The organism is Thermodesulfovibrio sp. Kuro-1 (assembly GCF_006538445.1).
GTDB lineage: Bacteria > Nitrospirota > Thermodesulfovibrionia > Thermodesulfovibrionales > Thermodesulfovibrionaceae > Thermodesulfovibrio > Thermodesulfovibrio yellowstonii.
This window is the reverse complement of the sequence record NZ_BJKS01000003.1, coordinates 37,045-49,222: the sequence shown is the minus strand read 5'-3', so window position 1 is coordinate 49,222 and position 12,178 is coordinate 37,045. Positions and strand designations below refer to the sequence as shown.

General features: G+C 31.6%; 11 protein-coding genes. 10 read left to right on the top strand and 1 reads right to left on the bottom strand.

Annotated features, from left to right (window positions below; genetic code table 11):
• The first annotated feature begins 48 nt into the window (after nucleotides 1-48).
• The 6 genes from folK (at nucleotide 49) to FLY87_RS04300 (ending at nucleotide 5,719) form a co-directional block, all read left to right on the top strand.
• The gene (gene folK / locus FLY87_RS04325; protein ID WP_012545434.1) at nucleotides 49-501 is read left to right on the top strand and encodes a 2-amino-4-hydroxy-6-hydroxymethyldihydropteridine diphosphokinase; all 453 of its coding nucleotides are present in this window, start codon (nucleotides 49-51) and stop codon (nucleotides 499-501) included.
• Between the two features lie 99 nt (nucleotides 502-600).
• Nucleotides 601-1,500, top strand: a complete 900-nt coding sequence (locus FLY87_RS04320; RefSeq protein ID WP_012546629.1) for a manganese-dependent inorganic pyrophosphatase — start codon at nucleotides 601-603, stop codon at nucleotides 1,498-1,500.
• A 30-nt stretch (nucleotides 1,501-1,530) separates the two neighbouring features.
• Nucleotides 1,531-2,460 carry a MoxR family ATPase gene (locus FLY87_RS04315; RefSeq protein WP_141266368.1) on the top strand — a complete coding sequence of 310 codons (930 nt, stop codon included), beginning with the start codon at nucleotides 1,531-1,533 and terminating at the stop codon, nucleotides 2,458-2,460.
• Between the two features lie 170 nt (nucleotides 2,461-2,630).
• Nucleotides 2,631-3,314 (top strand): DUF58 domain-containing protein, encoded by a 684-nt coding sequence (locus FLY87_RS04310; protein ID WP_164924838.1) that lies wholly within the window; start codon nucleotides 2,631-2,633, stop codon nucleotides 3,312-3,314.
• Entirely contained in the window at nucleotides 3,286-5,139 is a 1,854-nt protein-coding gene (locus tag FLY87_RS04305) for a DUF3488 and transglutaminase-like domain-containing protein (RefSeq protein ID WP_141266367.1), read from the top strand. The genes FLY87_RS04310 and FLY87_RS04305 overlap by 29 nt, the downstream gene beginning before the upstream one ends.
• Nucleotides 5,120-5,719: an L-threonylcarbamoyladenylate synthase gene (locus FLY87_RS04300; protein WP_051345890.1), complete on the top strand. Its 600-nt coding sequence runs from the start codon at nucleotides 5,120-5,122 to the stop codon at nucleotides 5,717-5,719. The genes FLY87_RS04305 and FLY87_RS04300 overlap by 20 nt, the downstream gene beginning before the upstream one ends.
• Here the strand turns inward: FLY87_RS04300 and FLY87_RS04295 are convergent.
• Entirely contained in the window at nucleotides 5,705-7,813 is a 2,109-nt protein-coding gene (locus tag FLY87_RS04295; protein ID WP_141266366.1) for a bifunctional (p)ppGpp synthetase/guanosine-3',5'-bis(diphosphate) 3'-pyrophosphohydrolase, read from the bottom strand. The two genes, FLY87_RS04300 and FLY87_RS04295, sit on opposite strands and share 15 nt — an antisense overlap.
• A gap of 38 nt (nucleotides 7,814-7,851) precedes the next feature.
• Here FLY87_RS04295 and murA point away from each other — a divergent pair, with 38 nt between their 5' ends.
• The 4 genes from murA (at nucleotide 7,852) to FLY87_RS04275 (ending at nucleotide 12,174) form a co-directional block, all read left to right on the top strand.
• Nucleotides 7,852-9,102 carry a UDP-N-acetylglucosamine 1-carboxyvinyltransferase gene (gene murA / locus FLY87_RS04290; RefSeq protein WP_012546097.1) on the top strand — a complete coding sequence of 417 codons (1,251 nt, stop codon included), beginning with the start codon at nucleotides 7,852-7,854 and terminating at the stop codon, nucleotides 9,100-9,102.
• A 119-nt stretch (nucleotides 9,103-9,221) separates the two neighbouring features.
• Entirely contained in the window at nucleotides 9,222-9,614 is a 393-nt protein-coding gene (gene gcvH / locus FLY87_RS04285; RefSeq protein ID WP_141266365.1) for a glycine cleavage system protein GcvH, read from the top strand.
• Nucleotides 9,611-10,978, top strand: coding sequence for a dihydrolipoyl dehydrogenase (lpdA, locus tag FLY87_RS04280; protein WP_012545965.1), 1,368 nt, complete (start codon nucleotides 9,611-9,613; stop codon nucleotides 10,976-10,978). Before gcvH ends, lpdA begins: the two co-directional genes overlap by 4 nt.
• On the top strand, nucleotides 10,975-12,174 hold the full coding sequence (locus FLY87_RS04275; protein WP_141266364.1) for a DUF401 family protein: 1,200 nt from the start codon (nucleotides 10,975-10,977) through the stop codon (nucleotides 12,172-12,174). Before lpdA ends, FLY87_RS04275 begins: the two co-directional genes overlap by 4 nt.
• Nucleotides 12,175-12,178 lie beyond the last annotated feature (4 nt).

Sequence of the window (12,178 nt, the reverse complement as noted above, 5' to 3'; positions counted from 1 at the left end):
ATTAAATTACTATAGAATTTTTCTAATTATACCATTAAAATATCTTTTATGCATAAGGTTTATCTTTTGCTTGGTTCAAATTTAGGGAACAGGGGAAAAAATATTGATAATGCTATAAATGAACTGAAAGCCTGCGGGTTAATGATTTCAAAAAAGTCTTCTCTGTATAATACTTCGCCCTGGGGATATACTGAACAGCCTGAGTTTTTAAATCAGGCACTTGAATGCCTGACTTCTTTGGAGCCTCTTGAATTGTTAAAAGAGATAAAAAAAATAGAGAAGAAGATTGGGAGAAAGAAAACTGTGAGATATGGACCCAGAATTATAGATATTGACATAATATTCTATGATGACTTGATTTTCAAAAGTGATGAACTAACCATACCCCATCCACTGATGCATGAAAGAGATTTTGTATTAAAACCTCTTTGCGAAATTGCACCTGATTTTGTTCATCCAGAACTAAAAATATCAGTAAGAAAATTACTTGAAAAGCTTTAATAACTCTATTTTAAATTTTAATGGCTCTTTCCTTGACATTTTAAGTATGAAATTGTCAAAATTTTACAATTTTAAAAAAATTTTTTTAGGAGGGAAAAGATGAGCGATATTTATGTAATCGGCCATAAGGCACCAGACACAGACACAGTCTGTTCAGCAATTGTTTATGCTGGCATTAAGGGGTACAAAGCAGCAACAGCAGGTCCAATTAATGAGGAAACAGAATTCGCACTTAAACAGTTCGGTGTTCCAGCCCCTGAAATTTTAGAGAACGCTGCAGGGAAAACACTTGTTCTTGTTGACCACAACGAAGAAAAACAAAGAGTTGACGGAGCAGAGAAAATACTCGCAATTATTGACCACCACAAAATGAACTTTAACTATCCTGACCCTATTTTCATTCATGTTGAACCAGTAGGAAGCACAGCAACAATTCTTGCAAAAATGTTCTCTAATGAAGTAAAAGCAAATAAAGCATATGCTGGTTTGCTTCTTTCTGCAATTCTTTCTGATACAGTAATATTTAAATCTCCTACCACAACAGAAGAAGACAAAAAAATTGCTGCAGAGCTTGCCCAAGTTGCTGGGATTTCTGATATAACAAAATTCGGCGTTGACCTCAAAAAAGCTAAAGCAAGCATCAAAGGAAAACCAATTGCCGATGTTGTTCATGTTGACTTCAAAGACTATGACTTCAAAGGACTAAAAGTTGGTATTGGACAGACAGAAGTTGTTGATATTGAAGAAGTCTATGAAAGAAAAGATGAATTTGTTAAATATCTCAATGATTTAAAGAGTAGCAAAGGCTATGACATGGTTATTTTTATGGCAACAGACATAGTAAAGGAAGGCACCGAACTTTTCTATTCAGGAGATGCTTCAAAAATTGAAAAAGCCTTTAATGTAAAAGTATCAGGTCCTTCTGTTTGGTTACCTGGAGTATTGTCCCGTAAGAAACAAGTAGCACCACCTGTTGAAAAGGTTTATTTAGAAGGTTAAAATAAAAGAGGGGGCATTGTCCCCCTCTTTATGATTGAAAAGATAAACAATCAAAAAATACTTCAGATTATCAACTGTCTTGGAGAGTATCTTCAGGGTAAAGAAACAGCAATAATTCTTTCTCTTATTTCCATATTTTCAAAGGGGCATCTCCTAATTGAAGACTTTCCAGGACTTGGTAAAACATCTCTTGCAATTTCTTTATCAAAAGCACTTAATTTAAGCTTTGGAAGAATCCAATGCACAAATGATTTGCTGCCAACCGATATTACAGGACTTTCAATATACAATAAAAATACAGGTGAATTTGAGTTCAAAGCAGGTCCTCTCTTAAACAATATAGTGCTTGTTGATGAAATAAACAGAGCAACTCCTAAGACACAGTCTGCTCTTCTGGAAGCAATGGCAGAAGAACAGGTTACAGTAGATGGAAAAACATATAAACTTCCAAAGCCTTTTTTTGTGATAGCAACCCAGAATCCGATTGAAATTTATGGAACATTTCCGTTACCAGAAAGTCAGCTTGATAGATTTATGATGAAAATAAGTATAGGATATCCTGAAAAAGAAGCTGAGAAAAAGATACTTCAAGAAGGAAGTTCAAGAGAAAAACTGTATAAACTCACCGCTGTAATGGATAAAGAGGAAATAATCAGGCTTCAAGATGAAATAAAACAGGTTTATTTATCGGATAAAATTATTAACTGGATACTTGATTTTATAAATATTACAAGGCAAGACAGCCGTATTTTATTGGGTCTTTCTACAAGAGGAGGACTTGCAATTACATACACTGCTAAAGCTTATGCAAAATTTCGTGGAAGAGATTACGTAATTCCAGAGGATGTTAAAGAAATGATTCCTTTTGTTGTTCCCCATCGCATAATACTTAAAGAAGAAATTGTATCAAAAGAAGAGGTGATATCATCAATCCTTCAAACTATTTCCACTCCTCCGTAAAAATTACAAATACTGGGTGGATATATATAGCAATTACTCTTTTAATAGGCTTCGGAGCAGTAAATACAGGAAACAATTTATTGTTTCTGATGGTGTCTTTCCTTTTAAGTATTATGACTTTAAGTGGCATTGTTTCATTTTTTAATCTAAAAAATATTGAAATTTCAATTATGAAATCACAAGATATTTTTGCATTAAAACCTGCGAAGTTAAAAATTAAAGCAAAAAATAAATATTTTTTTGGACTTTTTCTTTTAAGAATTAAAGCACTTCAGAATGAAATAGTCATACCCTACCTGAAAGGTGAAGGCATCTTTTATATAAATCTAATATTTCCTAAGAGAGGCAAATATATTCTTGAAGAAATAATAATTTCATCTTTCTTTCCTTTTTATTTTTTTAAAAGATCAACCACTATCCCAATAAATTTTGAAATAATAGTGCTTCCACATCCCTTAAAGTGTGATTTATCATTTTTAACATTAGAAGGTAAAACTCTTAAAGAATCAAGTATTTCAAGAGGAAAATCTTATGATGGTGAAGTTACAGGAGTAAGAACCTATGTCCAGGGGGACCCTTTAAAATATGTCCACTGGAAAGCAACAGCAAAAACATCTTCTCTCAAAACAAAAGAGTTTTCACCTCCACAGGGAAGTCCTATTATTATCAGCTTGAATGACTTCCACGGAAACATTGAAGAAAAGATTAGCAAAACAGTTTATGCACTGATTGAATTTTCAAAAATGGGAAATCCTATAGGATTAAAACTTGGTAAAGACTTTTATCCTCCAGATACAGGACAACCTCATCTAAGGAGAATGCTTTATGCTCTTGCAATTTATAACCCTGAGTAAAGTTCAGAATAGTATCTTTGCCTTGAGTATTTTGATTGCAGTAATACCTTTTACTGCAATTTTCCCTTATATTTCTTATTATGTAAATTTTATATTTGTTTTAATAATTATCAGTTCTATATTTCTACATATCAGAAAAATTTTTTTACCAGTATGGATTCTAAATATTATTTCTGTTGTTCTGATTATTATGCCATTTATGATTTCCTCTCCAGAAGATATTCTTTTGCCATCAATAGAATCTTTAACATTAATTCTTTCTGTAAGATTTCTGAGTAAAAAAAGTTCAAGAGAATATTTTCAAATTTATCTCCTTTCATTGCTTTTGCTTGGGAGTTCTTCACTTTTTAATTTTTCATGGATATTTCTTTTAAGACTTCTTTTAATGCTTATTGTTACGATTTTTGCAATATTATTGCTTACATACATCAAAGAAATAAAAGAGGAATCTATAAATTTTGAAAGACTCTTAAATCTTATGAAGATTGCAATTTTTATTTCAATTGCAGCAATCCCCTTAAGTGCGTTCTTTTTTATTATTTTACCGAGAACTCCTGTTCCCTTAATGGACGTAGGTTTTACTAAAACTAAAACTGGTTTTTCATCAACTGTAAATCTTGGTTCTATCAGGGATATAGAAGAAGACAGAACAATAGTAATGAGAATAAAAATGAATAAATTACCAGAAAAAGAACTTTACTGGAGAGTTATTACATTTGATACATTTAATGGCAAGGTATGGCAAAAAAAAGTTTCTGGAGCAGATAAATCAAATATTTATGGAGAAAAAATAAATTATACTATAACCCTTGAGCCTTTAACAGAACAGTATCTGCCAACTCTTGATTATCCCTTGAATGTTTCTTTAAAAAATGTTTTATATGAATATCCTGGAACTTACAGGATAGGTTTTCCATTAGAAAAAAACATAAAATATTCTGCCACTTCTTTTATAAACTACCAACTTAAGGAAGATAACCCTTCATCTATTTATATTACAGTTCCTCCTGATACTTCAAAAAAAATTGAAATGCTTACAAAAGAAATTACCTTTCAAGCATCAGATAAAAAAGAAATTATAGACAGAATATTAAAATTTTTAAGTAACTATCAGTATTCTCTTAGAGATCTGCCCACAGGTGAAAATTCAATTGAAGATTTTCTATTCAAAAAAAAGAAAGGAAACTGTGAATATTTTGCAACCGCTATGGCTTTGATGTTGAGAATTAAGGGTATACCGTCAAGAGTTGTTGGCGGATTTAAAGGAGGAACATATAATTCTTTTGGGGGCTATTACATTGTAAGGGCTTCTGATGCTCATTTATGGGTTGAAGCATGGATTGATGGAAAATGGCTTAGATTTGATCCGTCAGGTAAAATATCTCGTGATATAGAGCCTGTTATTTTTCACCTTATTGATTATCTATGGAATAGTATTGTGCTTGATTATGATATAAAAGCCCAGCTTAAATTAGCAAAATCTATAAAAATCCCAGCGATTAAATTTGATATAAAAACTTTTTTTATTCCATTATTTTTAATTATTTTGTATGTATCTTTTAAAATTTATTGTTATGTTAAAGAAAAGAGAAGCCCTTTAAACAGATTTTTTAGTATAATGAAAAAATACGGATTTGAAAGAAAAAAATATCAAGGATTGGAAGAGTTTATTTCAATAATAAATGATTCAACCTTAAAACAAAAAGCAGAAAGCTTTATTAAAGAATATCAAGAAATTTATTTTAAAGATAAAGAAATTGGAAAACAAGAGTTAAAAAAACTTCATGCATTACTTGAAGAATTAGATGAAAATCGTAAAAGCTGAAGAAATAGATATAATAGAAGTGTTAAAAATACTTGAAAATGATGGAATAATAATTTATCCTACTGAAACTCTTTATGGAATAGGTGTAAAATATAACAGTAAAAAACTTCTTAGAAAACTATTTGAAATAAAAAAACGTCCTGAAGAAAAAAGCTTTCCACTGATTGTAAATTTACAACATCTTGACTTAATTACTGAATTTATACCTTCTATAGCAAAAAAGTTTATAGAAAAATACTGGCCTGGACCTTTAACTTTACTTCTTCCTGCAAAAAAAAATCTGCCTAAAAGAATAACAAAAGACAATAAAATAGCAGTGAGAATGCCTGGAGAATCATTTGCTTTGAAGCTGATTCAACTATCTCAGTTTCCGATTACCGCAACTTCTGCAAATATATCAGGCTATCCTGCTGCAGATTGTGTTGAAACTGTAATGAAATACTTCAAAGATTCATTTATTGATTTATTAATTGATGGAGGAAAGCTTCCTGGAATACCTTCAACAATAGTTGATGCTACTGTTGATCCTCCTCAATTAATAAGAAAAGGTGCTATAGAGGTTGATTTATCTTTTTACTGATATAACTTCACCAATTTGGGAAATTTTATTGATGATATCTGAAAGATGCGTTCTGTCCTTTACTTCAATAGTGAAATCAATTAATGCCCTTTTATCTGATGTTGAATTAGCCTTTACTGCAGTAATGTTAACCTGATTTGCTGACAAAAGACCTGTGATAGTTGCAAGAATCCCTGGTGCATCAATACATTCTATGCTTATCTTTGTTTGAACTTTTGAGTTATCATCGGCTGTCCAGAAAACCTCTATTAATCTATCATGTTCCAAATGTTGAATGTTTAAACAATCCTTTCTGTGTACTGATATGCCCTTTCCTCTTGTGATAAAGCCTATGATTTCATCTCCTGGCACAGGCATGCAGCATTTTGCTATATGATATAGAACCTCATCAACTCCTTTAAGAGAAATAAACTGCTTATGCTCTTTTCTGGGAATGACTTTTTTGGGGACAACTATTTCATCCTGCGGAATTTCAGGAGAAAGTCTATTCACAACCTGATGAACAGATATTTTCCCATGTCCGATAAGAAGATATAAATCCTCAATAGATTGAACAGAAAAAGCTTGTAAAATTTCTTCCATTTTTTCAGTTTTAAGAATAGATGATTGAATGCCCTGTTTACGTAATTCTGCTTCAAGCAATTGTTTTCCTATATCAATTCCCTGCTGTCTTTCTTCCTGCCTGAGAAAATGTTTTATTCTATTTCTTGCTCTCTGAGTAACAACAAACTGTAACCAGTCTTTTCTGGGTTTCTGATGAGGGCTTGTTATTATTTCAACTACATCACCACTTTGGAGTTGATAATTAAGAGGAACTATTCTACCATTAACTTTTGCACCAGCACATCTTGCTCCTACTTCAGAGTGTATAGCATATGCGAAATCTACTGGAGTAGAATTTACTGGAAGTTCTTTTACATCTCCCTTAGGAGTAAAAATATAAATTGTATCAGGCACAACTTCTGCTTTTACAGCATCAAGTAATTCTTTAGGATCAGATATTTCTTTAATAAGGTCTCTAAGCCATGAAACAATTTTTGCTTCTCTTTCAGTTAAATCTTTTCTTTCTTTATATCTCCAATGTGCAGCAATACCCTCTTCTGCAATTATATCCATTTCTTCTGTTCTAATCTGGAATTCTACCCTTTCACCACCAGGTCCTATAACAGTTGTATGAAGTGATTGATAATAATTTGATTTTGGAAGACTTATAAAATCTTTAAATCTACCCGGTATCAGTGTCCATAATGAATGAATAATCCCAAGAATATCGTAACAATGTGGAACTGTGTCTGTAATAATTCTTATTCCTATAACATCGTAAACCTGTTCAAAAGGAATTTTTTGTTTAATAAGTTTCTGATATATTCCATAATAGTGTTTCACTCTCCCATATATCTTGAATGGAATATTCATTGCTGAAATTTTTTCAGAAAGGATATTTATTACATTATCAATATATGCCTGCTGGTCTTCTTTTCTTTTTGCCACTTTTTTGACAAGGTCATCATATTCATCAGGGTAAAGTACTTTAAATGAGAGGTCTTCAAACTCTGAACGCATCCATCCAATTCCAAGTCTATTTGCAAGTGGAGCATATATTTCAAGAGTCTCTTTTGCTATTCTTTTTTGTTTATCCGGAGGAAGAAACTCAATTGTTCTCATATTATGAAGCCTATCAGCGAATTTTATTAAAATAACTCTTATATCTTTTGACATAGCGAGAAACATTTTTCTGAAACTCTCTGCCTGTGCTTCTTCAACAGTTGAAAACTGAAGTTTGCTTAATTTAGTCACAGCATCTACAAGAAAGGCAACATCTGGAGTAAATATTTCACCAATGTCATCAATTGTCATTTCAGCATCTTCTACTGTGTCATGAAGAAGCCCTGCTGCTATGGTAGTGGAATCAAGTTTCATATCTGCAAGTATTGCTGCAACAGCTAAAGGATGATATATGTATGGAATACCTTCTTTTCTTTTTTGTGCACAATGAGCTTCTCTTGAAAAAATATAAGCCTTTCTTATCAGCTCAACATTGGCATTGGGTCTATATTGCAAAACCTTTTCTATTACATTTTCTATTGTAAGCATATTTCCTTATCCTCTTATTTTAGTTTAATATATTTAACATGGATAAGCTACTTATTTTTGGAGGATTACCCTTAAAAGGTGAAGTTACAATAAGCGGAGCTAAAAATGCAGCCCTTCCAATTATGGCATCTACTCTCCTGGCTCAAGGGGTGCATATCTTTAAAAGAATTCCAAAATTAAGAGATGTTTTTACAATGACTGAACTTATAAAAAGAATGGGAGGCATAGTTGAATTTAATGAATTATGCAAAATCAATACTATAAAGATAAATAAATTTGAAGCATCATATGACCTTGTTAAAACAATGCGAGCATCAATTTTAGTGCTTGGTCCACTTGTAGCAAGATTTGGTAGAGCAAAAGTATCTTTGCCAGGTGGGTGTGCTATTGGTGCAAGACCTGTAAATCTTCATATTAACGGACTTCAAAAAATGGGCGCTAAAATATCTCTTCAGGAAGGTTATATAATTGCAAAAGCTTCACGACTTATGGGAACTAAAATATATTTTGATATTCCAACTGTAACAGGAACGGAAAATTTAATGATGGCTGCAACCTTAGCAAAGGGAACTACAATTATTGAAAATGCTGCAAAAGAACCTGAAATTGTTGACCTTGCAAATTATTTAATATTGATGGGCGCAAAAATTGAAGGTGCTGGAACAAGTATTATTAAAGTAGAAGGAGTAGATGAACTTAAGCCTCCTCAAGAATATGAAATTATACCTGATAGGATAGAAACAGGGACATTTATAGCAATTGCTGGTGCATGTGGGGGTGATATAAGTTTAAAAGGGTGCAGAATTGACCATATTGATGCTATAATTTTAAAAATGAAGGATGCAGGAATAAGTTTTAAAGAAATAGAAAACGGAATAAGGGTTATCGGTCCTAAGAGACTTCAAGCAGTTGATATAAAAACAATGCCCTATCCTGGATTTCCAACAGATATGCAGGCACAATTTATGGCAATGATGACTGTAGCAAATGGAACAAGTGTAATAAAAGAAACAATTTTTGAAAACAGATTTATGCATGTAGCTGAACTTAGAAGAATGGGAGCAGATATAACAGTAGAAGGAAATACTGCTACTATTAGAGGAGTAAAAAAATTAAAAGGCGCACCAGTTATGGCAACTGATTTAAGAGCATCAGCATCCCTTGTAATTGCTGGATTAATTGCTGAAGAAGAAACACTGATTGATAGAATTTACCATCTTGACCGCGGATATGAAGAACTTGATAAAAAACTTATTCAACTTGGTGCAAGGATACAAAGAATAAAATAAATCCTCAAAAAATAAAAATTTATTTGAGAAAAAACAATAATTTTTGTTTTTTACTTGACAAATTGTTTTCTATCAAATTAAATAATCAAAATGAAAAACTTTTTAAAAATGGAGGAAAAATGAGTTTAGAAAATTACAAATTTCACAAAGAGCATACCTGGGTAAAAATCTCAGGTAAAACTAAAAAAGTAAAAGTTGGAATCTCTGATTACGCCCAGGAATCTCTTGGAGATATTATTTATATTGAACTGCCTGAGATTGATAACCATGTTGAAGCAGATACAGAAATGGCAGAAATTGAGTCAACAAAAACTTCCTCACCTGTAATAGCTCCTGTTAGTGGCACAATTGTTGAAATCAACGAAGAATTAATTGACCACCCAGAGATTATTAATGAAGACCCCTATGGAAAAGGCTGGATTGCTGTGATTGAGATGGATAATCCTCGTGAATTAGAAGACTTAATGGATTATGAGGATTATGAAATTTACCTTGAAGAAGAAAGAGAATGAAAGCAGTTGTAATTGGTGGGGGTCCTGCGGGTTACGTTGCTGCTCTTTCCTTGAAAAGATTAGGTGCAGAGGTATTATTAATTGAACGAGAAGAACTTGGTGGCACCTGTCTTAATAAAGGATGCATTCCTACAAAAACAATAATTCATTCTCTTGGATTACTGGAAAAGATTAAAAATCAAAAAATCATTAATGAGATAAATTATCCCAACATTTCAGTTGATTTACAAACTTTGATGCAAAAAAAAGACAATGTAGTAGATACTCAAAAAAAGGGACTACTAATGCTTTTAAAACATTCGGGGGTAAAAATTATTAAATCAGAAGCAGAATTGATTAATCCACAAACAGTATTTTTAAAAGAAACTTCAGAAAAAATTCAGGCTGATAGAATAATCATTGCTACAGGTTCAAAACCTGCTAAACTTCCAATGCTTAGTTTTGATGGTAAAAAAATTCTTTCAAGCGATGACTTATGGAATCTAAAAAAAATACCTGAATCAATTACAATTATTGGAGCAGGAGCTATTGGATGTGAGTTCGCATGGATATTCCATCTTTTAGGAAGTAAAGTAACTTTAATAGAATTAATGCCCAAAATTTTACCAATGGAAGAGGAAGATATCTCAAAAGAAGTAGAAAAACTTTTCAAAAAAAGAAAAATACAGTTTTATACCGGAGTCAGAATACAGGACTTAAAAATTTTTGATAATTCAGTTCAGATAACTCTTTCAAATGAAAAAATATTAACATCTGAGATTGTTCTTGTATCTGTTGGCAGAGCTTTCAATACTGACTGTATTAAAACTTCTGAAATCAAGCTTGGCAATAAAAAAGAAATTATTGTAAATGAAAGAATGCAAACAAATATTGAAAATATCTTTGCAGCAGGTGATGTTATAGGAAATTGGTTACTTGCTCATGTTGCCTACAAAGAAGGAGAAATAGCAGCAAAAAATGCCATGGGAGATAACAAAAAGATGGATTATACTGTTATCCCTTCAACAATTTTTACAGTAACTGAAGTTGCCTCAGTTGGATTAAAAGAAGCTGATGCTATACAGAAAGGATTTAACGTTAAAAAAGGAATTTTTCCTTTTAGAGCGATTGGCAAAGCTCACGTAGTTGGAGAGATTGAAGGCTTTATAAAAGTAATTGCAGATAAAGACTCTGACATTATAGTTGGTGCTCATGTAGTTGGTGCAGATGCTTCTGAACTTATCCATGAACTTGCAATGGCTGTAAAATTTAAGATAAAGATAAATGACTTAAAAGAATTAATTCATTCCCATCCTACTCTTTCTGAGTGTATAGGAGAAGCAATTAAAGACATATCTGGTGAAGCAATTCACAAAATAAAATGATTGATATTGTCAAAGTTTGTTTTATCTTTATTTTTATCCTATTTTTACTTCGTAAAAAAGTAAATGTGGGATATGCTCTTTTTGCAGGTTCTTTAATATTCTTGATTTTTTATCGGTTTGATTTTCAAAATTTATCATTAACGCTTTTAAAAAGTATTAGTTCACATACCTCAATAAATCTTTTTTTATCTCTTACTCTAATTAAATCTTTTGAGTATGCTCTAAGAAAAACAGAATTAATGCAGAAAATGACAGAAACCTCTCAGTCAATGCTTAATAATAAAAAGCTTTCAATAGTATCAATGCCTTTGATAATTGGCATGTTACCTTCTCTTGGTGGAGCATATCTTTCAGCACCAATGGTTGATTCAGCTACGCGAAATCTAAATATATCAAAAGAGGAAAAAGCATTTATAAACTACTGGTATAGACATCCATGGGAACTTATTTTACCACTTTATCCTGGGATAATTCTTGCATCAGCAATCTGTGGTGTTTCTTTAAGAAAACTAATATTATTAAATCTTCCTATTGCCTTAATACTCTTCATTACAGGTTTTATTTTAAGTATGCATAATTTAAAAAATGATAAAAAATTTGATAAAACCAAAAATCATATGAAAAATTTATTCAGCTTTACACCAATATTGCTTGTTCTTTTGACTGTAATAATCTTTAAAATTGAACTTTACATCGCTCTTATTATAAATATTCTAATAGTATGCTTATATCATAAAAAGAACCTTAGAGAAATTTTATCAATCATAAGATATGGTTTTACATCAGATGTTTTTATCCTTGTAGCTGGAGTAATTATTTTTAAAGAAATGCTTCAAATTTCAGGTGCTGTAGATGGGATAGCTAAAACAATTACACAATCGGGGATTCCTTACTTAGTTATTTTTATAACACTCCCTTTATTTATTGGACTTATTACAGGAATAAGTGTAGGATTTGTAGGAAGCACTTTCCCTCTGCTTTTACATTTAAAAGAAACATTGGCTTATGAAATCTCTATTGCCTTTGTTTCAGGATATGTAGGTGTTCTTATTTCTCCACTTCATCTTTGTTTAATCCTTACAAGAGAGTATTTCAAAGCAGATATGTTGGGAATTTATAAAAAAATTATTCCAGGGTGTGTAATTCTATTCTTTACTGCGTTGATTGAATTTGCCATTTTGAGATATTATAGTTAAACTT

Coding starts and splice junctions, on each gene's coding strand:
- murA (WP_012546097.1), top strand. CDS start 7,852: ATGGATAAGCTACTTATTTTTGGAGGATTACCCTTAAAAGGTGAAGTT.
- lpdA (WP_012545965.1), top strand. CDS start 9,611: ATGAAAGCAGTTGTAATTGGTGGGGGTCCTGCGGGTTACGTTGCTGCT.
- FLY87_RS04315 (WP_141266368.1), top strand. CDS start 1,531: ATGATTGAAAAGATAAACAATCAAAAAATACTTCAGATTATCAACTGT.
- FLY87_RS04305 (WP_141266367.1), top strand. CDS start 3,286: ATGCTCTTGCAATTTATAACCCTGAGTAAAGTTCAGAATAGTATCTTT.
- FLY87_RS04310 (WP_164924838.1), top strand. CDS start 2,631: ATGAAATCACAAGATATTTTTGCATTAAAACCTGCGAAGTTAAAAATT.
- FLY87_RS04295 (WP_141266366.1), bottom strand. CDS start 7,813: ATGCTTACAATAGAAAATGTAATAGAAAAGGTTTTGCAATATAGACCC.
- FLY87_RS04300 (WP_051345890.1), top strand. CDS start 5,120: ATGAAAATCGTAAAAGCTGAAGAAATAGATATAATAGAAGTGTTAAAA.
- gcvH (WP_141266365.1), top strand. CDS start 9,222: ATGAGTTTAGAAAATTACAAATTTCACAAAGAGCATACCTGGGTAAAA.
- folK (WP_012545434.1), top strand. CDS start 49: ATGCATAAGGTTTATCTTTTGCTTGGTTCAAATTTAGGGAACAGGGGA.
- FLY87_RS04320 (WP_012546629.1), top strand. CDS start 601: ATGAGCGATATTTATGTAATCGGCCATAAGGCACCAGACACAGACACA.
- FLY87_RS04275 (WP_141266364.1), top strand. CDS start 10,975: ATGATTGATATTGTCAAAGTTTGTTTTATCTTTATTTTTATCCTATTT.